12 protein-coding genes and 3 pseudogenes are annotated in these 24,882 nt (G+C 47.7%); 7 read left to right on the forward strand and 8 right to left on the reverse strand.

Going from position 1 to position 24,882, the window contains the following annotated elements; translation table 11 throughout:
- Positions 1-13: 13 nt before the first annotated feature.
- From CIK88_RS05855 to CIK88_RS05880, 6 genes are all read right to left on the reverse strand, one after another.
- Entirely contained in the window at positions 14-2,671 is a 2,658-nt protein-coding gene (locus CIK88_RS05855) for a glycoside hydrolase family 20 zincin-like fold domain-containing protein (protein ID WP_094435169.1), read from the reverse strand.
- Positions 2,668-6,546, reverse strand: coding sequence for a family 78 glycoside hydrolase catalytic domain (locus tag CIK88_RS05860; RefSeq protein ID WP_254046855.1), 3,879 nt, complete (start codon positions 6,544-6,546; stop codon positions 2,668-2,670). The genes CIK88_RS05855 and CIK88_RS05860 overlap by 4 nt, the downstream gene beginning before the upstream one ends.
- A 45-nt stretch (positions 6,547-6,591) precedes the next feature.
- Positions 6,592-8,049 (reverse strand): glycoside hydrolase family 140 protein, encoded by a 1,458-nt coding sequence (locus CIK88_RS05865; RefSeq protein ID WP_094435171.1) that lies wholly within the window; start codon positions 8,047-8,049, stop codon positions 6,592-6,594.
- Between the two features lie 26 nt (positions 8,050-8,075).
- Positions 8,076-10,484 (reverse strand): glycoside hydrolase N-terminal domain-containing protein, encoded by a 2,409-nt coding sequence (locus CIK88_RS05870; RefSeq protein ID WP_094435173.1) that lies wholly within the window; start codon positions 10,482-10,484, stop codon positions 8,076-8,078.
- Between the two features lie 25 nt (positions 10,485-10,509).
- Positions 10,510-11,802 (reverse strand): hypothetical protein, encoded by a 1,293-nt coding sequence (locus CIK88_RS05875; RefSeq protein ID WP_254046856.1) that lies wholly within the window; start codon positions 11,800-11,802, stop codon positions 10,510-10,512.
- Between the two features lie 204 nt (positions 11,803-12,006).
- Positions 12,007-12,837 carry an OmpA family protein gene (locus CIK88_RS05880; RefSeq protein WP_094389716.1) on the reverse strand — a complete coding sequence of 277 codons (831 nt, stop codon included), beginning with the start codon at positions 12,835-12,837 and terminating at the stop codon, positions 12,007-12,009.
- A gap of 1,016 nt (positions 12,838-13,853) precedes the next feature.
- Here CIK88_RS05880 and purL point away from each other — a divergent pair.
- Genes purL through CIK88_RS05895 form a run of 3 tightly spaced genes read left to right on the forward strand, consistent with a single transcriptional unit; the run spans position 13,854 to position 18,666 of the window.
- Positions 13,854-17,549, forward strand: a complete 3,696-nt coding sequence (gene purL, locus CIK88_RS05885) for a phosphoribosylformylglycinamidine synthase (protein WP_094389715.1) — start codon at positions 13,854-13,856, stop codon at positions 17,547-17,549.
- Positions 17,546-18,094 (forward strand): chromate transporter, encoded by a 549-nt coding sequence (locus CIK88_RS05890; protein WP_094389714.1) that lies wholly within the window; start codon positions 17,546-17,548, stop codon positions 18,092-18,094. Before purL ends, CIK88_RS05890 begins: the two co-directional genes overlap by 4 nt.
- Positions 18,091-18,666, forward strand: a complete 576-nt coding sequence (locus CIK88_RS05895; RefSeq protein WP_094435175.1) for a chromate transporter — start codon at positions 18,091-18,093, stop codon at positions 18,664-18,666. The genes CIK88_RS05890 and CIK88_RS05895 overlap by 4 nt, the downstream gene beginning before the upstream one ends.
- A gap of 140 nt (positions 18,667-18,806) precedes the next feature.
- Here CIK88_RS05895 and CIK88_RS05900 read toward each other — a convergent pair whose 3' ends face one another.
- Both CIK88_RS05900 and CIK88_RS12575 read right to left on the reverse strand, forming a co-directional pair.
- On the reverse strand, positions 18,807-19,190 hold the full coding sequence (locus tag CIK88_RS05900) for an FMN-binding protein (RefSeq protein WP_094435177.1): 384 nt from the start codon (positions 19,188-19,190) through the stop codon (positions 18,807-18,809).
- 365 nt (positions 19,191-19,555) lie between these two features.
- Positions 19,556-19,745, reverse strand: a pseudogene (locus CIK88_RS12575) (hypothetical protein); the annotation flags it as partial.
- A gap of 583 nt (positions 19,746-20,328) precedes the next feature.
- On the opposite strand from CIK88_RS12575, the gene CIK88_RS05910 reads away from it, so the two are divergent.
- From CIK88_RS05910 to CIK88_RS12800, 4 genes and pseudogenes are all read left to right on the forward strand, one after another.
- Positions 20,329-20,571, forward strand: coding sequence for a hypothetical protein (locus CIK88_RS05910; protein WP_144269584.1), 243 nt, complete (start codon positions 20,329-20,331; stop codon positions 20,569-20,571).
- A gap of 254 nt (positions 20,572-20,825) precedes the next feature.
- The gene (locus CIK88_RS05915) at positions 20,826-22,871 is read left to right on the forward strand and encodes a glycoside hydrolase family 127 protein (protein ID WP_094435183.1); all 2,046 of its coding nucleotides are present in this window, start codon (positions 20,826-20,828) and stop codon (positions 22,869-22,871) included.
- A gap of 302 nt (positions 22,872-23,173) precedes the next feature.
- A pseudogene (locus CIK88_RS05920) lies at positions 23,174-23,785 on the forward strand (SprT-like domain-containing protein); the annotation flags it as partial.
- Positions 23,786-24,148: 363 nt separating this feature from the next.
- Positions 24,149-24,460: pseudogene (locus CIK88_RS12800) on the forward strand (arabinosidase); the annotation flags it as partial.
- Positions 24,461-24,882: the final 422 nt, after the last annotated feature.

Here is a 24,882-nt window from a genome sequence, read left to right on the forward strand (position 1 = left end):
TATCGGATTCGTTTTATTTCTGAAACAGCCAATCAACCTCGTTGCCGGCACCGTTGAGTCCTGCATCGCGGGGCTGAATTTCACTGGATGTAAAACCAGCCACCATGATGATGCCCTTTGGCAAACGCAACAAATGATTACCAGCAGGAAGACAATACTGATGGATATTGACCTTCGGCATTTGTAGCATACTGATGGCATTGGTCAATACGGGCTCTGCCTGACCATATTCATTGCCCGTGGCATCAATCTCCAATTTTGGAGGATTCGCCCATTTATGGTCATCATCCTGAAAGAATCCAACCAGCACTTTAACAGGCTTGGGCGATGAAAAACTAATGGTGGTACCCTTGATGCGAGTAGTATCGCGATTAAGGACAAGGGCTTGAAGACCTTCCAGTTCGGGGGCTACGGCATCAACCTTAGTATCGGGACGACCTTCGAAAAGTATGGCATCCTTGGTTAGTGTCACGGTCTGCTGTCCGTCGGACAGTTTCACTGGGGCTGGAGTGACTGCCGCAATATGGGCTGTGGCTGTGGAATCAGCAGGATGACGCAATCGGTAGATGTTCTGTCGAAGTGCTTCCAACTCTTCTTCATAGATGGGCAGCATCTCTGTCCAAGTCTTATACTTGCCATTGTCGCCACCTACAGGGATGCGACGCTGTGCGGTCTGCATGGAATTGGCATAGAGATAGGTGTCGGCGGTGAGTTGGCAGAGCTTGCGCCATTCCTCAATAGACTGCTCCAACAACGGAACGGCAGCATCAAGGTGGCTGATATCCTTGCTCCATTTGTAGTTGAGAGCCTGCTGGGCAGCCAACACTTTCAGACGGAAAGCCTTGGCAAAATGGTAATAGCAACGCATATCGTTCTGCAAACGAAGGAACTCGTCTCTGTGGTTGCCCAGCGTTTCGGATTGAATGGAAGTGATGGCGGCAAGAGCTGCAGCACCATGATCCACACATTGGTCTATGATATCAAGAGGCAACTCGCCTTCATGCGACTGATGGTTCCATTCCTTTTCCACGTATTCTATGAGTTTTTCACCCTTGGGACCACAACTTTCATAGAATCCAGGATAGATGGTGTATTTGTAAGGATTGACCAGTTGTCCCATTTTCATGCCCAACAGGAGTGTTTGGCGATTGCCCTCGGTAATTCCGAAACGGCGCAACAACTTGGGCGCAATCTCTCCAGACTCATCATAGGCATTGAGTATGCGACCTGCCGTAAGTGTATCGGTCTGGTAATAATCTGCCAAAACCTGCTTCCAATAGTCATTATCGTTGTTACGATGACAGTTCCAAGCATAACGGCCCCATGCCTTATACCACATCCAATCGCGGTCCAACTGTTTCAATCTACGTCCATCTGGCAATTTATCTGCTGCATAGGGCCAGTCCCAATAACTGGCTTGGGGATAGAGATGCAATCCTTTTGAATGGTGTACACGGTGCATAGCCTCTACCGTCTTACTGATAAACGCCGGTGACGACCATCGCCAAGGTTCCAGATTGGCAAGGATATGCACATTGTCGATATGGACAGGGGCGGCGGCAGCCAGTTGTCTATGGGTTTCACCCCACGGTCCACCCGGCTCGTAAGTAGTAAGCGACTCACCTGTATATTTCGACATCGTATAGATGTTGGGATATAGTGGTAATGACTCACGGAGTACCAATGGACCATCGGTATCGTGGGAACGCAACACAACAGGAGGTATGTCGGTACGACCAGATGCTTTCAGTCCGTCTTTGATACCGGGTATGATGGTCTCCTTCATCCATTTCACATCATCGTCAATAGATGCCATGGCCTCACCCAAACATACCAGCAATCCCACGTTGGGATATTTCTCGATAAAAGCCGCAACAGACTTACGGGTATAATCGCTTATGAGTGGTGTGATGGGGCGATGACGGTCCTGGGTCTTCAGTCCATAGTGGTCTGCAAAGGGTTTGCTGAGGATAATGTTATAAAACATCTGTATAACGAAGATGCCGCGACGGTCGGCTTCATGCGTAAGAAAGGAGAATATCTCTTCATTCTTACGGAACGTAGCCTCGTCAACCTCTAAGGCAAAGGGATAGTCTTTCAGTTTTACTAAGGAGGCAAAAGGATGTCCATTCCATAAATAGAGCGAGTTCATACGGTTCTCAACCATCATATCGAGATATTTCACCCACTCTGCTTTATCGTAGAACCAAGGGAAGTTTTCGGGAGTATAAGGATACTCATAGACTCCATGCCCCGGTAGATAGACGGTTTTCTGCAGACCGATACAAGTGCCACGCATCACCATTTCAGGATGTTGCATGGTAGGCGAAACCATCAACATGTGGTTTTTCTTCACCTGTTCCACCAGTTCGTTGCATCCATAGATGACTCCCGTGGCATCGCCACCTTCTATCGTGATGGTGCGTTTGCGCTGTGAAAGACGGAAGCCTTCTTGCTTCAAAACGGTGCTGTCTTTCGATATTATCAGAGAGATGCGATAGTCTGCTTTACCCTTGACAAAGGAATAACCCAACGCAGAGAGCTTGCGCGACAGATATTCGGCTGCAAACTTTTCGCGGTTGGAAGCCTCTCGGCGAGTGGTGATGCTGAATGTCTGAGCATAGGATACTATGCTGACAGCCAGCAAAATCATAGTGAGTAGTTTTTTCATTTGTCTTGTTTCAGTTTCTTCAGATTGATTTGTTTGTAGGCCATCCGCTGTCGGCGCCAGGTATAGAGACAATGCAACGTGCCATCTTTACCCTGTATAATAGCGGGATAGGAATATTGGTCGATGGGCGAATCTTCTAAGGTCAACACCTTTTGCCAATGAGAACCATCGGTGCTCAACGCTAACGACAAAGGTGTGCGCGGACCTTTCTTTGTATCGGGCAGCGTCTCAAAATCGTTATAAATCAAAGCATGGCGACCATCATGCAGAGTCACAGCATCGGTGCCACTCTGGTTGTTGGGAACGTCTGTCAACACCACTTTCGACCAAGAATCTCCATGATCATTGGAGAAAGAGGTGGCAAGACGACCATTGCGCGTGCGCATCAACACCTGCAAGCGTCCATCAGACAGACGAAGAATGGAGGGTTGTATGCTATAGATGGGCAATGCCGATTTGCCTTCATGATATATGGGATGGGCAAGATCTTTAGTATCGGCAGTCAGGTCAATGGTGGCTGGTTCGTTGGCAGCCTCTATCGGTCCCACGTATTTCCAAGTCTTGGTAGCTATGTCGTAAATCTCCACATGGAAGCGCCAACCCTTTCCTTCGGTAGAAGAACCGCATATCAGACGACCGTCAATCAGTTCGGGCTTGTTCTTAATAGGGCCGAGAAAACCTTTCGGCAACGGTTCCTTGTCACTCCAAGTACGGCCGCCATCCTTCGATTTTGTAAGCCATCCGGTCCAATCCCCTACCGTTGATCCTATTTTGAAAAACAGCCAAAGTTCACCATCAGGCATCTCAAAGAGTACAGGATTCCAACATGCCTTGCGTTTGAGACCTTTCGGAAGCGTGACAAGCGTCTTTTTAGTGAGATAATCATAGGTCAATGCGCCACGTTGATCACTGAGCGTCTTCACCGGACCGGCTTCTGCAGAGGTTGTTTCTGCGTTGATGCCCGACAGTCCTGCTAATGCTGCCTGTGGAGTTCCTATTTGGAACACACCGTCTGCAGCAAGTATAGGGGTTGACCAGTGGTTCTCGCCCTTGCGTTTGATATTGACATAGATGCAAACATCAGGGTCGCGCTCATGCGTTCCACCGAAGTATGCGGTGATAAGATCACCTTTCTTGGTCTCTACAATAGTTCCGGCATGTGCCTCAGGGAAAAGTGTATGTTCATAAAGGAACTCATCTTTCATTATAGCGGCATGTGCTGTGGGAATCTCAACACGGAACTGGTAATGTCCAGAACCTACAGTTTTGACTGTACCATCAGGCAGATAAACCTCTGCTGTAGTATTACAAGGCACTTCCACCTCCCAGTCCAAATGTTGTAAGGTCTTTCTCCAATGACTGCTAATGCGACCGTAAGGCGACTCGTAATCTACATTTGCCCATTCACAGTCCTGTATATCGAATGAAGGACGAAGTGTGAAATGGCGGAAAGCATCATTAGTACGGATTCCACCAATATACTGGTAACACCAAGGCAATAGGTCGCCCAAGAGCATCACATGATTACCTGAGTTCATTCGGGGGTTGGCAGTATTACCATTCCATAGTTCCCAAATGGTAGTAGCCCCATTGTTTGCCATATATCCCCATGAGGGATAACTCTTCTGAGTGGCGAGAAGATATGCCACGTCGGCAAATCCATTGTCGGAAAGTGTGCGCAATAACCATGATATGCCTATGACACCACACGACACATGACCTTTGTTCTTGACACAAATATTCTCCACCACCTGACGAACAATGTCACTCTTGCAACTATCGGGTACTATGCCCAATGCCAAAGGCAGGATATTTGCTGTCACGGTATTATTACCATAATAGGTAGAATCAGGGAAGAGCACATGTCCCGGACGTAGCGAAGTACCTTTACGAACCGTCAGAAAATTGCGGTTGAAGGCCTCTGTCATTGTCTTTCGGATAGGATTCCAGCGCTCTGGCTCACAATTCCATTGTTCCAACAACTGTAGCACACGAATCATATAAGCCGTGGCTATCAGTTTTCCATCAGTAATGCGATTGGGATCTTGAGCGTGGATTAAGTCAAGTTTTTCAGGTGGCGGACACCAGTCACCATATTTATCTTTGGTGATAATACCATTTTGGCAGTATTCCTCTATCATGTGCAATACCCATTTGCGAATAGTAGGATAAGAATCGTCAATGGGTTGCCGATTGCCAAACTGTCGCCACAACATATCACAAGTGAAAGGCAGAGCAGCAGGCCATGTCACGTTATCACTATAGTAATTCCAGAATGCAGGTGCCACGTCAGGAATACATCCATCAGATCGCTGTGCCTCACAGATGTCACGCATCCACTTTGCATAAAGGTATTCGTTATCAAACAAAAAGCTCTCACCAAGCGACCCCATTGTGCGATCGCCCAACCACGGCTGTCGTTCGTCGCGTTGCGGACAATCCACAGGCATCCCCTTGTAATTGCTGGCAATACCCCAGAAGGCATTATGCATGACTTTGTTTAATATCGTATCGCTACACTCGAAATGTCCAAGTACCGCCATCTCATCGCCTACAGTTTCTGCCTTACAGTCTGCAAGCGTAAGATTTTTCAATCCTTGTATCTCTACATAACGGAATCCATGATATACGAATGTGGGTGTCCACCATCTTCCGTTTTTACCTTCCTTTCCGTTACAAACATAGATATCTGTAGATTGTGCATTGCGAAAATTATCGCGATAGAGCGTACCATCGGCATTTAATCGCTCTGCATAGATGATGCGAATGGTGTCGCCTTGATGACCACGTACTCTGACTTTCAGCCATCCAGCCATATTCTGACCCACATCAACGATCCGTCCGTTGAGTTGACGGATATCGACAGTACCGTTGACTTTCATGCCTTTTCCCTGTGGGCGAAGCACTCCGGTGGGTATATCAGTCCGTTCAGCTTTCATCCATTGCGAGTCATCAAAACCTACAGAAGCCCATCCCGTCAGTTCCTTACGGGCGTCATACTCCTCACCGTCATATTCATTGTTAGCGCGTATTGGTCCTTCAGCAGTTACCTTCCACCCCTTATCGTCAGTCTGTAGAAGTTGTGTGGTACCATCGGCATATTCCACCTTGACATTGATACGACACTTAGGGAAGCCGAACACAGGAATCTTATACGGCTTGTGTTGCTGCATAGGGAACAGTCGTCCGTTGCCCAATACAATAGCCAGACAGATGCGTTTGCCCGCTGTAGTTTGCGACGTTACATCGTAGGTGTTATAGTAAATAGTCTTACGATAGTCTGATGGGATAGGGTTCAAAACTCCATCGCCCATACGTTGTCCGTTCACATAAAACTCATGCAAACCTATACCGGCAACGTATGCTGTAGCGCGTCGCACCGTTTTGTTTTTCAGTTCAAACTCCTTACGCAGATAGCGAGCAGCCATGCGTGTATGGATTGTGCGTTGCTCTCCAGGCATCATACGCTCCAATCCTATCCAATAACCACGCCATTTGGCTTCGCTAAGCAGACCTATAGCAAAGGGAGTTGCATCCGTCCATGCACTCTCGCCTGCAGTAGTCCATACCTTCGCTTTCCAAGTATAATCGGCAGCTCCAGAGAGTGGGGTTCCTTGATATTCCACCCATAGCTGGCGGTCTGAAATGACTTTGCCAGAATTCCAAACCTCCCCTTGTGCATCTGCCACAACAATCTGATAGGCCGTTTGTCGCACATTATTCTTATCGGAAACTATCTGCCATGAGAAGCGTGGCTGCGATGTTGCTATGACAGCAGGCTGATCCATATTCTCCACGCGAAGCTTTGTCAGTCCGACTTTCGCCTCTGCGCCAAAAGCGAAAAAAGCCATGGCAAGAACGAGAAGTGTTTTCATATTTTTATTGCGTATAGTAGTGGTATGATTCATGATCGCGTCATCTTATTCGTTCAGGTCGCGTGCTTTCGGCTGATAGCCATCGGCAGAGAGTTGTTGTTGGTCTTCTTTAAGATAGTCTTTGGAGGCATCCACAGCAATAAGGACACCGTCTTCTATGCCAGTAGTCTGTGGGTGATATCTGAATGTCATGACTTTGTTTTCATATTCACCCAAATAGCGCAATTGTCCATTTGCAGCACTCATCCACCACACCTTCTTCTTATCTCCGGAAATCTTTGTCAGATTCAGACGCATGGCATTACTATTGTAGTTATATACCAACAAATAGTCGTTGCCTCGTGTAGCAATAAGGCGATTGTATTTCTCTCCGTTGTCTTCAATGACACTTTGGTCAGCCACCCGTTCGAAATAAGGGAAGGAAAGAATCAGACGCTTCAGATATTGCATCTGATTGAAGCCAGGATCGTTGAGTGCCTGATACCATGTTTTCACATCACCAGCATCACCATAGGATGTGGGATAACCCGGTTTGAGCATCTGCATGATAGCATTATGTCCATAAGTGTGACCACAACTACCGGCAAAAACACTCCAATAGGCATAACGTCTGACATCATAATCTTTCCATCGAGCCTCATTGGCATCATGCAATCCTACAGGAATGTCCTCGTAGGAGGGTTCTGCATCAAGCACAGGCTTTATGGGTTTGTGTGCCCATGTAGAATCTACATACATCCAATTGTCCTCTTCTGTGTTATCAGGAATAGGATAGTCAGCATTGCCCATACGCTGTCCGTAACGTCGGTGCCCACTTTGGAACATGTGAAAATCGAGCCATGCAGCCTTGCTCCACCATCGTGCAGAAGTGTATCGTCCACGTGGATGATAGGTCATCAGGTGGTTCTTATCGATTGCTTTAATCGTTGTGGCGAGAGTCTCCCATACCTCTGGTCGGATATTTCCCTGTATATCTCCACCCATGATCCAGATAATGTTTGGCTTGTTTTTATAACGGTTGGCAAGAAATGTACCATACCGTTTAGCATCTTCCACCGATAGTTTACCGGCCTTAACCAGTCCGCCCCAGATACATACCATACCGATATATATACCCTTATCTGCAGCTTGGTCTATGATATAATCCATGTGATCCCAATAGCCATAAACCCCTTTACGGTCAATGTGTTGGAAGTTCCATCCATCGATATTGGAGGGTTGTCCATAGATATTATAGGCAGGCACACCATCAATAGTCTGCACCTGAATCACATTATATCCCGCTTTAGCACAGCGTTGCAGATAATATTCCGCCTCACTGCGGTCGAGACGTTCGGGTAAAAGCCATCCTGTATCAGCAAGCCAGAAGAACGGAGTTCCATCGGCAAATTGCAGATAGCGTTGGTTGTCTGCCACTTTCAATACGCCATGGCTCCATGGTTTGGCAGCCTGCATGCCGATAGCAAGCAGCAGCAGTCCGAGAATGGATGTGAGTCTTTTCATATCGTTTATTGTTTTTGTATCGATGATTATTTCAGTATATATTCACCTCCTGCCACAGTGGTCAGTTGGTAGAGTTGTGTCGGTGCGATACCGTCAGCGCCCTTCTGGGTGTCCTTGATGCGCTTCAGATTCTTATGATGGAGTGCCACTTTACTACGGATCAGACATTTACCGCCATGTCGCGAATGGATAACAGCCTTAGTGATACGACCGTTTTGCCAATCCATATCGACCTCAAAACCGCCTCGCGCTACCAGTCCTTTCACGCTGCCGTTTGGCCATACTGAAGGTAGTGCGGGCAGGAGATAAAGGAATCCATCGTGGCTTTGCAACAGCATTTCGGCAATACCAGCCGTACATCCGAAGTTGCCATCAATCTGGAATGGGGGATGTGCGTCAAAGAGATTGGGATAGGTTCCGCCACGCTGTTTGACAGTGCCGAATATCAAGAAGGTGTCGGCAGTCAGTGTGAGTTGGTCTTTGATGAGTTTGTAAGCATGGTCACCATCCAACAATCGTGCCCATGAGCATACTTTCCATCCCATCGACCAACCGGTAGAAACATCGCCTCTATGCGTCAGCGACACCTTTGCAGCATCAAACAGACGAGGTGTGCGGTATGGAGAAATCTGATTGCTGGGATAGAGTCCAAAGAGGTGTGAGAAATGTCGGTGGTTGTCGTTAGGATCATCTACATCGTCGAGCCACTCCTGTAATTGTCCCCATCGTCCCACTTGCATCGGAGGCATCTGCGAGAGTTGTTGCTTGATCAGATCAAGTGTATCGTTGTGCTCGCCCAGTAGTTTTGCAGCAGCCAACACATTGGTATAGAGTTCGCTGACAATTTGATTGTCCATCGTTACACCGGCATCGAGTGGTGATGGGCGCCCTTTGCCACCATGTTCAGGCGATTCGCCAGGACACACCACCAACCAATTATGATGGCGTGGGTCAGGTATCATAGTCTGGGTATAGAATAGCGCAGCCTGCAACATGACAGGATAGGATTTCTTGAGAAAATCCTTATCGGCAGTATATAGATAGTGTTCCCATAAGTGGCGGCAAAGCCATGCCGACCCTACGGGCCATAATCCTGTCTGCGCCCGATCCACAGGTCCTGTGATGCGCCATTGGTCGGTGTTATGGTGGAGCACCCATCCATCTACACCATACATCTCGCGTGCTGTCTGTCGTCCAGTGTTGCTCACTTCCTCTATCAATCGGAACAATGGTGCATTCATCTCGGTGAGATTGGTAGGTTCGGCAGGCCAGTAGTTCATCTCAAGATTGATATTGGTCGTGTATTTCGAGTCCCATGAAGGCAACATCTTCTCGTTCCAGATGCCTTGCAGATTGGCGGGATTGATATTATCAGGCTGTGACGATGAGATAAGCAGATAGCGGCCAAACTGGAAATAGGTAGCCACGAGATAGTTGTCGGTACGTTCACCGAAGTGTTCCACGCGTCGGCTGGTACTCTCTTTGGCAAAGGCATCGGCACCAAGATTCAGCGACACGCGGTCGTAGTAGTGGCGATAACGAGCTGTATGCTGTTCGCGCAGAGCCTCACATCCCGTTGTAATGGCTTGCTGGAGGCGTTGTTTCGACAGCATCGCCTCATCGCCTGTGATGTCTTTATAGTTTTTCACGTTGGTAGCAATAGCCACATATAGCGTAGCCTCATCGGCGCCAACGACACTGAGATTGCCGTCGCTACAATGAATGTGTCCGCCACGTGTGACAGCCGTGAGGCGTCCCATGAATCGCACTTTACCTTTGAGTCCTTCGTGTTTGGCCGATACGCCGTGGAGAATGACTTGTTGTCCTTCGCTGGCAGTCAACACATTATCATGTGGTGAGGTCATGTGTGCGGTAAACGTCAGTTGTCCCGGTTTGCTGGCAGTCAAGTGTACTGCCACTACTGCGGGGCCACCAATGGGAGTAAACACTTCACGCTGATAGCGCACACCACCCGATGTATAGCTGACCATAGACCGTGCGGTGCTGAGATCGAGCCATCGTTCATAGTCCTGATAGTCTGCATGTCCAGCCATTGATATATAGAGATCGCCGAAGGGCTGATAGGGCATTCCCATGTTTTGTCCCGCAGCATTGGGCATAACCTTAGCATTGGCCAAGTCTTGTGCTTCGCGATATTTACCTTCAAGGATAAGCTGCTGCACCTGTGGCAAATATTTTTTTGCCTCAGGATTGACCACATTGTTGGGCTGTCCAGCCCAGATTGTCTCTTCATTGAGTTGGATATGCTCCACGGCAGGTTGTCCAAACACCATGCCACCCACTACGCCATTACCTACGGGTAATGCCTGTGTCCATGTCATGGCCGGTTTGTCGTACCACAGCCGATAGTTTTGGGCTTTCATGGTGACGCATCCTACAAACAGCAGGAGTAATAGCAGATTACGTTTCATCATAGTTTGAAAGGGTATTGTGTGTGTATTATTTAAATTTTGTTTTCAGAGCTTCATCAGGCAAGATGGCCACTTTATTCTCGTCGAGCTTAGAGCGGTCGAGATGGAACACATCGATAAAGAAGTCATATACCGCCTTGCGTTTATTGGGTCCGAAGTCGTGTCGCTCATTGGGAAGATGCACATTGCGTACTTGTTCTTTCGCACCATAGAATCCATAGATACGTTGTAGATAAGGCATTTCTACGGTAGGTACCGATGCTGTCCAGTCGCCACCGTCGCTAACAATAAGCATGGGGCGCGGTGCCATAACGGCAGCCAGTTCGGGTTCGCACGTTCCTCCTGCGCTCAACTGCACAGGCATTCCGCTCTCACAGGGGCATCCGCCATCAAAATGGGAGGCGAGATGCACTACAGGTGCCGATGCTGTCACCCGATTATCCAATAGCGACAGCAGTACGGTGTGGGTTCCGCCGCCACTTCCACCCATCACGCCTACGCGCTGATGGTCGATGTCTTTCCGGTTGGTCAGCATATAGTCGAGCAATACATAGCCACAAGCTGCCTGATAGACATGGGCACGACTGGTGTGATGGGCTGCCTCGCCCACTTCTTCAGCCGACTGTCCCCATCCATAGAGATCGAAATCCACACATACGGCTCCCATGCGTGCCAGTGTTCCGAGGCGTTGTTGCTCGTCTTTTCGATAGCGCATGGGCCAGTGTCCGTCTGGACAGATGATGAGTGCATGCTTTCCCTTTGCTGTCGAAGCATATATGGTGCCGAAGAGATGCTGACCCGGAGTCAGTTCGATACAGATATTCTGTGTGGTATATCCATCATGTCGGGTGATTTTGGAAAGTATGGGTTTGCCCAATACGCATGAATCGAGAAAGGCGTCGAGACCTAACCTTTGTCTCACTTCGCGACGAAGTGTGTCGCGACGCGCCTCCCATTGTTCCTTGTTCTGATAGAGCGTTGAGAGGTAGTTGAGCATCTGCTGTCCCTCTTCCACATGTCGGCGTGGATACTCGTAGGGCTTTATTTTATAGAGTTTGTCACTTTGTTTCCACCAGTTCCAATCGAAGTATTTGCAGATATTGTCGAGTGTTTCCTCTATGGAATAAGGGCGCACACGGAAGTCGGCATAGGGCAATTGTCGTCCTACGGTATCTACATTATATTTGAATCGCACGCCGAAACGCTGAGCCACATCGTTCATCAAATCGCCCACTGGGCGTTCGTAGTTTGTTTCGAAAGTCTGTGCCATGACCATGGTGCATTGTATGGTAGCAAAGACTGTTGTCCATATTCTTTTCATTGTTTTCTATTAGATAGTATATATACCTTATTATATAGACGCACAAAGGGTCTGTTTGTCATCGGTGGAAAGTGAATGAAAGACAAAGAAATGATGAAACGTTTCCTTGAATGTATATTTTCTCTATTTATTGCCGTATGAAAAGCATAGAGGGCAACCATCCATCTGAACGGTTGCCCTCCTACGCTATATTTCTTGATCGTATTATTCTTCAGGAGCCTGTCCTATCAACTCCATGAATTCGTCGAGTTTCGGAGTGATAATAATCTGTGTGCGACGGTTGCGCTGCTTGCCCAATTCGGTGGTGTTGGGCTGGAGTGGGTTATACTCACCACGACCACCGGCGGTCAGACGCTTAGGATCTACACCATACTGGTTTTGAAGTGCCTGTACCACACTTGACGCACGGAGGCAAGAGAGGTCCCAGTTGTTGCGAATGTTTTCACGATTGATGGGTACATTGTCAGTATTTCCTTCGATCAGCACATCATAGTCTTTGTAGTCTTTGATGATTTTTGCAATCTTCGAAAGTGTCTCTGCTGCGCGGTCGTTGATTTCATACGATCCAGACTTGTAGAGCATGTTGTCTGCCAATGAGATATAGACAACACCCTTGAGCACCTGCACGTCCACTTCTTTGAGTTCTTCTTTCGAGAGCGAACGAGTCAGATTGTTGGTCAAAACCACATTGAGCGAGTCGCTTTTCGACTTGATTTCCACCAGATGACGAATATACTTATTGGACTCATTGATCTGATCTACAAGTTTGTCGATGCTTACGTTATTCTGATTGGCATTGCTCAAACTCTTGTCGAGCGACTGCTGTAATGCACTAACAGCCTGCTCCTGGCGCTTGAGTTGTTCTTCCAAACTGGCTACGCGAACATTGGCAGCGGCCAATTTCTCTTTGGTATCCACATAGTTAGTCTGCAACGCTTTATTCTCCTCCTGACATGCAGCCAGGTCTTTTTTCATAGCACAACTGGACAACAGCAATGCTATTGCGAATGTCGTTACAATGTTAATCTTCTTCATTTCATTCTATAGTTTTTAGTGAGTACTTCGTATATTGATGTTGCAAAGATAGTGCAAACCGAGCGAAATACAAAGAGAAACGGAGTTTTTCTTTTATTTCCGAGGTGCAGCCTATCTAAGAGACGCAGTCTCAAAGATAGTGCAAACCGAGAGGAATACAAAATAAATTAGGATTTATTTGTATTTCCGAGGTGAAGCCTATCGTCATGCCCATCATGTTTAGTTGTTTTTGTTATGTGACAAACAGAAACGCAGAAAGTCAAAAAACATTTTGTTATTTTAACTAAACCATCGTCAAAGGAGAACCATAAATACAGCCCCACACGACTGAATATCAATCATTTAGCATACAATAACCTATATTTCCTTCTCAACAAAAATTATATTATCGTTCTCACCAATATTACATAGAAATATTGCCATACGTTGGACAAGAGTATTGCCATACGTTGGACAAGAGTATTGTCAACGTTGGACAAAAGTATTGTCAACGTTGGACAAAAGTATTATCAAACGTTGATAAGAGTATTATCAAACGTTGGACAAAAGTATTATCAAACGTTGGATAAAAGTATTATCAAACGTTGGATAAAAGTATTATCAAACGTTGGATAAAAGTATTATCAGACGTTGGATAAAGAAAGAAAAATATATTGTTCATATAAAAATTGATGGTCGATGGTGGTCGATAGTGGTCGAATACAAAACCATCGACCACCACATAACAATCATTCCAACAACACATTACACACATTGGTGGTCGAGTGGTCGATTTTTAAGACATCGCGTGTGCGTGCGCGAGAGAGAATTCAGAGAATCGCTCCCCTATTCCGTGCGACTCCTCTCGATACCATCCCGACCACATCCCGTCAATTTACAAACAATATCACGTTTACTGAGAACACTAAAAGGAGATAATTCACACCAAGTTTCGGAAACATACGGATAAATTTGGTTATTCGCCCAAAAATTAGTAATTTCGCAACCAAAATTCTAATTATAAAGGAACAAAGTACATGATTCTCTTTTTTAAGACTCCACAGACGAGTGTGATTGCCACTCAGGCAGATCATCAACTCGCAGAAAACGAAGTAAAGGAACTGTGTTGGCTCTATGGCAATGCTGAGCTATTGAGTGACCAAACACTGACTGGCTACTATGTAGGACCGCGTCGTGAAATGGTGACTCCTTGGTCAACGAATGCCGTTGAGATAACTCAGAACATGGGACTCAGCGGCATTCTGCGTATAGAAGAATACTTCCCAGTAGCGGGTGAGAATGCTGAGCACGACCCCATGCTGCAACGTATGTATCACGGACTGGACCAAGACATCTTCACCGTGAACATCCAGCCCGAACCCATCAAGTATGTTGATAACTTGGAGGAATACAACGAACAGGAAGGTCTGGCCCTTTCACCTGAGGAAATCGAGTATCTCCATAAGATTGAGAAAGAGAACGGCCGTCCGCTGACCGATTCAGAGATTTTCGGTTTTGCACAAATCAACTCTGAGCACTGCCGCCATAAGATTTTCGGTGGCACATTTATCATCGACGGCAAGGAGATGGAGTCGAGTCTTTTTGCCATGATCAAAAAAACCACACAGGAGAATCCCAACAAGATTCTGTCGGCCTACAAAGACAATGTGGCTTTTGCACAAGGTCCAGTAGTGGAGCAGTTTGCACCTGCCGACCAATCTACCAGCGACTATTTCCAGGTTAAAGACATCGAGAGCGTCATCTCGCTGAAGGCTGAAACCCACAACTTCCCCACTACCGTAGAGCCTTTCAACGGTGCTGCCACAGGTACTGGCGGTGAGATTCGCGACCGTATGGGTGGCGGTGTTGGTTCATGGCCTATTGCCGGAACTGCCGTATATATGACCGCCTATCCTCGTATCGAGGGTGAAGGCCGCGATTGGGAAACACTCATGCCCGTTCGCAAATGGTTGTATCAGACTCCTGAGCAGATTCTCATCAAGGCTTCAAACGGTGCCAGCGACTTCGGAAACAAGTTTGGACAACCGCTGATTACCGGTTCTGTGCTGACTTTCGAACATCAGGAGGGTCAGGAGAAATATGCCTACGACAAAGTCATCATGCTGGCTGGCGGTGTAGGCTACGGCACCAAGCGCGACTGTCTGAAGAAAGAACCACAGCCAGGCAACAAGGTTGTTGTGGTTGGTGGCGACAACTATCGCATCGGACTGGGTGGCGGTTCGGTATCGTCAGTAGATACTGGTCGTTATAGCAACGGCATCGAGCTGAACGCTATTCAGCGTGCCAACCCGGAAATGCAGAAGCGTGCCTACAACTTGGTGCGCGCACTCTGTGAAGAAGAAACCAATCCAGTAGTGTCAATCCACGACCACGGAAGTGCAGGCCACTTGAACTGTCTGTCGGAACTCGTTGAGGAATGTGGCGGTGAGATAGACATGGCTAAGTTGCCCATTGGCGACAAGACCCTATCGAGCAAGGAAATCATTGCCAACGAAAGTCAGGAGCGCATGGGTCTGCTCATCGACGAAAAGCATATCGACCACGTACAGAAGATTGCTGAACGCGAACGTGCCCCAATGTACGTAGTAGGTGAAACCACAGGCGATGCCCACTTCTCATTCAAGCAAGCCGATGGCGTGAAACCTTTCGACCTTGACGTGGCACAAATGTTTGGCCACTCACCCAAAACCATCATGCGCGACAATACCGTAGAGCGCAAATATGAAAACGTAACCTATACTCAGGACAAGATAGACGAATACTTGCAGCGCGTGCTCCAGTTGGAGGCTGTGGCTTGTAAAGACTGGCTGACCAATAAGGTTGACCGCAGCGTGACGGGTAAGATTGCACGTCAGCAGTGTCAAGGCGAAATTCAGTTGCCACTGAGCGACTGTGGTGTTGTAGCCCTCGACTATCGTGGTCGTAAGGGTATTGCCACCGCCATTGGTCATGCACCACAGGCTGGTCTGGCATCTCCAGAGGCTGGCAGTGTATTGTCGGTAGCAGAAGCACTTACCAACATCGTATGGGCACCACTTGCCGACGGCATGGATTCGCTGTCACTGAGTGCCAACTGGATGTGGCCCTGCCGCTCACAAGAGGGTGAGGATGCACGTCTCTACAGTGCTGTAAAGGCGCTGAGCGACTTCTGCTGCGACCTCCACATCAATGTTCCTACAGGTAAAGACTCGCTATCGCTGACACAGCAGTATCCCAACGGCGAGAAGATTATCTCTCCAGGAACCGTCATTGTAAGCGCTGGAGGCGAGGTTTCCGACATCCGCAAGGTGGTAAGCCCTGTTCTCGTCAACGACAAGAACGCTTCTCTCTATCATATCGACTTCTCATTCGATGAGCAGCATCTCGGTGGTTCTGCCTTCGCACAGAGCCTCGGCAAGGTAGGCAGCGACGTGCCAACAGTGAAAAACGCCGAATACTTCGCCGATGCTTTCATGGCAGTACAGGGCCTTATAGAGAAAGGATGGGTTATGGCTGGTCACGATATCTCTGCCGGCGGTCTTATCACCACATTGTTGGAAATGTGTTTCGCCAACCAGAAGGGCGGTCTCCACATCAATCTGCACGACCTCTGTGCCGATGGCGACGTGGTAAAGACACTCTTCGCAGAGAACCCCGGTGTGGTTGTGGAAATCAGCGATGCCCACAAACAGGAGTTTATCGACTATATGGAAGAACAAGGCGTGGCATTTGCCAAGATTGGCTATGCCGTTCCTGAGAGCCGCACCATCGTTGTTAAAGCTGGCGACAGCGAGCATACCTTCGACATTGACGCATTGCGCGACACTTGGTACAAGACTTCTTACCTGCTCGATCGTCAGCAGAGCCACAACGGCAAGGCTGCCGAGCGCTATGAAAACTATAAGAAGCAACCGTTGGAGATGAAATTCAACGACTCTTTCACCGGCACACTTGCTCAGTATGGACTATCGGCAGATCGCCGCACTCCATCAGGCATAAAGGCTGCCATCATCCGTGAAAAGGGTACTAACGGTGATCGCGAGATGGCCTACTCACTCTATCTGGCAGGTTTCGACGTGAAAGACGTGACCATGACCGACCTTGTAAGTGGTCGCGAGACACTGGAAGACATCAACATGATCGTATTCTGCGGTGGATTCTCAAACTCCGACGTACTTGGTTCTGCTAAGGGTTGGGCTGGTGCATTCCTCTTCAATGCCAAGGCAAAAGAGGCACTCGACAAGTTCTATGCTCGCAAAGACACTCTTTCACTCGGTATCTGCAACGGCTGTCAGCTGATGGTAGAACTGGGATTGACCGGTGCTAAGGGAGCTAAGATGCTGCACAACGACTCTCATAAGTTTGAAAGTGAATTCATCTCATTGGCTATCCCCGAGAACAACAGTGTCATGTTTGGATCGCTGAGCGGCAATAAACTCGGCTTGTGGGTTGCCCACGGAGAAGGCAAGTTTGCTCTGACCGAACCAGAGAGCGCCTACAATGTCATTGCTAAGTATAATTACCACGGCTATCCAGCCAACCCCAACGGATCAGCCTTCGATATTGCAGGTATCTGTTCAGAGGACGGACGTCATCTCTGCATGATGCCACACTTGGAGCGCGCCATCTTCCCTTGGCAGTGCGCTTGGTATCCTGAGGCTCGTCGCATGGATGAGGTAACACCGTGGATTGAGGCATTTGTCAATGCCCGCAAGTGGATTGAAAAACAATGAGTAACATATACTGGAGCACATTCAGTACCTTCTTTAAGATTGGCATGTTCACCCTTGGGGGTGGATATGCCATGATTCCAATTATAGAGGAAGAGGTTGTCAACAAGCACCAATGGGTGTCAAAGGAAGACATGCTCGACTTGATTGCTATCGCCCAAAGCTGTCCGGGCGTCTTTGCCATCAATATTTCGATATTCATCGGATATAAGTTGCGCAAGACACGGGGAGCGCTGGTCACAGCATTAGGTACGGCTCTGCCTTCGTTTCTCATCATTCTTGCCATAGCCATCTTCTTCCATCAGTTTGAAGACAATAAGGTTGTGGCTGCTATGTTTCGTGGCATACGTCCTGCCGTTGTGGCTCTGATTGCCGTTCCAACTTTCAATCTTGCTAAGAGTGCCCATCTCAATCGCTACACGCTATGGATTCCCATCGTGTCGGCACTGGCAATATGGCTATTGGGAGTATCGCCTATCTGGATTATCATTCTTGCGGGTGTGGGCGGCTATCTCTATGGTTTGACACAAAAGAATAAGAAAGCATGATATTCCTATACCTCTTCATCACATTCTTCGAAATTGGCCTCTTCGGATTTGGCGGTGGCTACGGCATGCTGTCACTTATCCAACATGAGACAGTGGAACATTGGCATTGGTTGTCGTCATCGGAATTTACCGATATCGTTGCCGTCTCACAGATGACACCGGGACCTATCGGCATCAATTCTGCCACCTATTGCGGCTATACTGCTGTAAGCAATGCAGGCTATAGTAGCAGTATGGCAGTCTTTGGATCAGCGGTTGCCACGCTTGCTTTGGTATTGCCGTCGCTCATACTGATGATTCTCATCAGTCGTATGTTCATGCGCTACATGAACACCCACACGGTGCAATCGGTGTTTACGGGACTGCGTCCTGCCGTTGTCGGACTATTGGCGGCAGCAACATTACTGTTGATGACTCCCGAAAACTTCTCAACTCCATCAGAGGATGCATGGCAGTTTTATATCAGCATCGCCTTGTTTCTTGCCACTTTCTTTGGCACCAAGGTTGTAAAAATCAATCCTATCAAGATGATTGGATGCTGTGCCATTGCAGGCATTATCCTGTTCTATTGACCCTATTCAGACGATCTCCCACATCGTCGAATGAGGTAAATAAGCGATGGAAACAATAAGGTGCGAAACGGCTACAATGTCGTTTCGCACCTTATTGATAATACACATGTGCGAGAGAGCATTTCCCGCACGTGGTTTCGTTACTTGTGTTTCAGATAGTATGCCACGCCCCGACGCACATTTTCCTGTACGGCTTTCGACGATAACGTTGCTCCTGTCACACCATCCACTTGTGGCATTCCTTTCTTGCCCACAGGCTGTCCTGCGTATTTCGGCACCATCTGTTGGCTGACGCGTTGGAAGAATTTGGGTGTTTCCATGTTTCGCAATGGTTTCACCTGTACTATCTTGTTTTTCTTGATAGTAATCTCCAAGGGCGTAGTGCCACGATATCCCGTCACACTGGTAGCCAGCGTGGTGGTATTGATAATATAGGTGCCATTCTTTTCTTTACGCATCACCTCCTGTGCCGAAGCAGACGCCACGAGCAGAGCGATAAGGGTTGCCATATAGAGTCTTTTCATATTCTGTTGTATTGTCGTTGGTTTCTGTCTTGCAAAATTAGTGTAAAGCAGAGAAATCTCCAAATTATCATATTGTTTTTCTGTCACATTACCTATAAATGGGGAGGACATTCTCCCGTTCTGTCTATCAGCAATTTGGTGTTTTATAGGAGTAAGAATGCTGCCGCTTCTTAATCGTTTGGATTTATTAAGTGTGCTTTTACAAAAGAATTGAGTAATTTTGCAGTTGCATGGTGAATACTCCATATCCTTTAGAAGAAAAGAGATAGAAAGCGTTTGCATGGTTGCACCATTTGTTACTTGTTACTTGTTACTTGTTACTTGTTGATTTATCGAGCTATATTTGGCTGGTTCGTATATTTTCGCTATCTTTGCCCCAAAATGATAGGATAAATGAAGAAACTACTATGTATTATTGCGTTGGCATTGGATGTCCTGATCCGCTTGGCTGGTATAGAGACAAACCTGAAGACAAAAGCTTTTATGCGACTTGTTGTATTGAGTCCGAACCTCTTTACGTCAAAGTCTTTGGATAATGGTCTTGTAGAAGTTACGTCAATGACCTCTTGACATGTTGGGGGTGATGCCATGGACCAGTCCCCGTGACACGTCGGCAGTATGTCATCGCTGTCGGATGTTACACCAGTGATTGTCGATGTGGTGTTTTGTGCAATAGCAAACACAGAGAAAACCATCAACAGACACAGCATCACTGCTGTTCTTTTCATCGTTCTAATTCTCATTCAACACTTTTTATTGTTAATAACACTTTTAATTTAAAAAAAACTTGCCATGAGCCATGACTGGACTTCACGTCTTCTCTGTTTGGTTTTTAGTTATGCACTTCCTTAGATTATTATATATTGGGTATATTCTTATATATAAATAGTGCAATTATATACAGATGTTACGTAGCTAATAATTTTTTTGCAAAGGTACATATTTTTTTTGAATTTGACATTGCTCCCCCCGAAAAATTAGTTAAAAAAAAACGTCTGACCAAAAACTTAACACAGTCATTCCCGAACAATTCCGACGACTCACAGCCTTTGCAGATGATGATGAAGAGGCTGCGCTGGAAATCATCAAGAATGTAAAACTTGCACTCAACGAACACTTGCAACGCCTGCAAAACATATTGGACGAGGCAAACAATCCTACTACCAATGCTGCTGATATTCCTGATATCAAATCGTCCATCACACCAATCAAGCAGGTGGTTCATAAAATGTTGCCAATTGCCACCATGATGCAGATGAAATCTCTTGATCAGCTAACCGCCCTGACACCCGAAAACATCGATAAACTGGATGACAGACAAATTCGGGAACACCTGCAAACCATCATGACCGACCTGCACAACATCCTTCAGGACAAATAACTGAACTTTCGCATGTGGGGGAAGTTAAGGGGAAGTTAGAGAAGTTAGAGAGAAGTTAAGGGACAAATGTCCTACATCTTACGGCAAAAGGCTATTGTCTCTTAACTTCCCGAACGACCGTAGGGAGTGATAACTCCTTTAACTTCCATCAATTCCTAACACTTGAAAATGCAAAACAAAAAAATCCCAAATTTTCTTTTGCTTTTCTCTCGCTTAATCGTACCTTTGCAAGATGTAATCCTAAACTTTTAACAATGAAACAAATACTGCTCTTGACAATGGCTACAATCGCTATAGTCAGCACACAAGCCAAAAACATCACCACACCAAAAACCAATGGCTACCCCATCACCCAAGTGCCCTTTACTGCGGTGAAGGTTAATGCACAGACTTTTTGGGGCCAACGCATCAAGGCGGCACGCGAAGTAACCATCCCTTTGGCCTTCGAAAAATGCGAAGCAACCCATCGCTACGACAATTTCAAAATGGCTGCCTATACGTTGCAACACCCTGGTCACAACGGTCTGCAAACTCCCCAATGGGACGTCAGCAAGATGAAGTGTTTACCCTTCGACGATACCGATGTCTATAAAACCATCGAAGGAGCAAGCTATATACTCCAAACCTATCCCGACAACCGCCTCAAACAATATATCGACAGCATCCTCGATATTGTAGCTGCCGCACAAGAACCCGACGGTTACCTCTACACCTCACGCACCGTCAATCCTGCGCATCCACACCAATGGTCTGGAGCGAAACGATGGGTCGAGGAAGAAGCGCTCAGTCATGAACTCTACAACTTAGGTCACATGGTCGATGCCGCCTGCGCACACTATCAAGCCACAGGTAGCAATAAGTTTCTCAACATAGCTCGCCGCTATGCTGACTGCGTCATCCGCGAAGTTGGACCACGTCCCGGCCAAGTCTGTGTCACTCCAGGTCATCAGATTGCCGAGATGGCATTGACCCGGCTCTACCTGCTCACCGGCGACAAACGCTATCTCGACGAGGCTAAATTCCTGCTCGACTATCGTGGAAAGACTTCCACCCACACCATCTATTCCCAAAGCCACAAACCTGTCATCGAGCAGACCGAAGCATGGGGACATGCTGTCCGTGCCGGATATATGTATGCAGGAATGGCTGACGTGGCAGCCCTTACGGGCGACACCGCCTATATCAATGCCCTCAACGCCATCTGCAATAATATCGTCAGCCGCAAATACTATATCACCGGAGGTGTTGGCGCACGCCATGAAGGCGAAGCCTTCGGTGCCGACTATGAGTTGCCCAACCTTACTGCCTATAATGAGACATGTGCCGCCATTGCCATGGTTTATCTCTTCCATCGCATGTTCCTCATGCAAGGCGATGCAAAATATATCGACTGCATGGAGCGCACGCTCTATAACGGTGTCATCAGCGGCATGTCGGTTGACGGCGGTCGCTTCTTCTATCCCAACCCCCTGTCGAGCGATGGCAACACCGAGCGCCAACCATGGTTTGGATGTGCCTGCTGTCCGAGCAATATATGCCGTTTCATCCCGTCATTCCCTGGTTATGTCTATGCTGTCAAAGACCGCACACTCTATGTCAATCTCTTCACCGGCAATACGGCGCATGTAGAAATAGGAGGTAAAACCGTCGTATTGGAACAACAGACCGACTATCCATGGAATGGCGACATCAACCTTCGCATTCAGAAGAATCAAGCCAAAGCATTTGCCATGGCTATCCGTATTCCAGGTTGGGCTGTCAACACACCAGTACCCAGCGACCTCTACCGTTATACCGATTGTCAGACACGCAACTATCAGATTACCGTCAACGGAAAGCCTGTCGATGGGGTGAAGACCGACAAAGGATATCTCATCATTAACCGCGTTTGGAAGAAAGGCGATGTTGTTTCGCTCCATCTCGATATGCCGGTACGTACCGTAGTTGCCAATCCACAGGTGACCGACGACCGTGGCCGGGTGGCTGTAGAACGCGGTCCTTTGGTCTATTGTGCCGAAGCTGCCGACAACACCTCCCACAGCATCTTCCGTTTCCTCATGCCCACCAATCCACAGTTCAACGTGGTTGACCGCACCATCAACGGTCAACATCAGGTGTCGTTTGGTGTGAAAGCCATCGAAGTAGATGGTCAGACCGTTGATACCGATGCCGACGGCAGGGTGAAAGTCTCCGACACGCGCCTCACACTCATACCCTATTACGCATGGAACCACCGTGGGGCAAATGACATGGAAGTATGGTTGCCACAGAGTATCGAGGCATTGGGCAACTATCGCTAAGTAGCAGATCGTGCCATATCAGTATGATAAATAACTATTCAAGTTTCGCAACTGAGGGAATTGATTGAAGTTAAACTTCCCCACATGCGCAACTGAGGGAATTGATTGAAGTTAAAGAAGTGATCACTCCCTACGGTCGTTCGGGAAGTTAAGAGACAATAGCCTTTTGCCGTAAAACGTAGGACATTTGTCCCTTAACTTCTCTCTAACTTCCCTTAACTTCCCTTAACTCCCTCACATGCGACAGTTCATTAACTATAACAAACACGGGGTAGCATGACTGCACAACGCTTCGCGAGTGGTTTACCACTTTCAACGCCCAGTATTTCGGCAATACTCTGCCGGAACCCCACTTTGTGGTCAATCATGCCAAACGCACCTTGGGACAGTTCAGCTGCCACAAGGTTCGGCGTGGTCTGTTGCCTGGCCGGTGGAAAACCACAGACTATACCATCAAGGTGAGCGAGTTCTACCATACGAGCGACCACGACAGACAATCTGTTTTGCTCCACGAGATGATCCACTTCTATATTGCCTACACCCAGACTCGCGATACTTCTGCCCACGGGAAGGTATTCCGCCAATGGATGCAACGGCTCAATGCCGACGGATGGAACATCACCGTCACCTCTCGCAATGCCATGCTTGCCACTGTTCCCACTACCGACAAGCAACAATATCTCTTGCTTGCCATCCGGCTGTCGAACGGCAAATGTTACCTCTCGGTGGTCAATCCTGCCTATCGCCACCACCTTGAGCAGATGATCCACAACCATTGTCAAGCCGACGAGTTCCATTGGTTGCGTACCAATGACAGCCGCTATGCCGGGTGGTCTGCTGTCAGGACGCTACGAGGCAGGCACATCACCCAGGATGAATGGGATCGACTCATGAGCGAAACTGTGATTCTCTGACCTTTGGCATTACAAAATGCCACTTGATGCGTCTATATTATAAATTACTGAACTTTCGCATGTGGGGAAGTTAAGGGAAGTTAGGGAAGTTAGAGAGAAGTTAAGGGACAAATGTCCTACGTCTTACGGCAAAAGGCTATTGTCTCTTAACTTCCCGAACGACCGTAGGGAGTGATAACTTCCATTTTATGGCACCTTTTCTCGCCATGGCAGACCTCGAACGAGCTCGGGTCTGCTCATCTGGCTTAACGAAAACGTTCTTTAACTTCAATCAATTCCCTCAGTTGCGAAACTTGAATAAAATATAAACAAATCATGAAACGGACACTACTCGCTCTAATCTCCTTGTGCTGCCTCTCTGCCATGGCAGTAGAGGCACAACACGACCTCTATGTATCCACCTCTTTCCACGAACCAGCCACCGACGGACTGCGCTTCATCTACAGTCGCGATGGATGGCATTGGGACTCTATCCCTGGCATCTGGCTTAAACCTGAGGTAGGTAAACAACGTGTCATGCGCGATCCATCAATCATCCGCACTCCTGATGGCATGTTCCATCTCGTATGGACATCAAGTTGGAAGGGTGACAGAGGCTTCGGCTATGCTTGTTCGAAAGACTTAAAGCACTGGAGCAAGCAACGTTTCATCGAGGTCATGACCGACACCACCACCGTCAACGTATGGGCTCCCGAACTCTTCTGGGACGACGACCGCCAACAGGCTGTTATCGTATGGGCATCGTGTGTGCCGGGCAAATTTCCACGAGGAATAGAGGATGAGAACAACAACCATCGTCTTTACTATACCACCACCAAGGATTTCCGCACCTTCACCCCTGCTCGCTTGATGATAGACCCTGGCTTCAGTTGTATTGATGCCACCCTCGTCAAACGGGGCAAGCGCGATTATGTGATGGTGCTCAAAGACAATACACGTCCTGAACGCGATATCAAGGTGGCTTATGCCAAGTCACCTTACGGTCCATGGTCGAAGGCATCCGAACCTTTCACCGGCAAACTGATGGAAGGTCCTACTACCGCTAAGGTCGATGGTGGATGGCTGATCTACTATGATCGCTATCGGTTGAAGGATTT

The organism is Prevotella sp. P5-50, from assembly GCF_002251295.1.
GTDB lineage: Bacteria > Bacteroidota > Bacteroidia > Bacteroidales > Bacteroidaceae > Prevotella.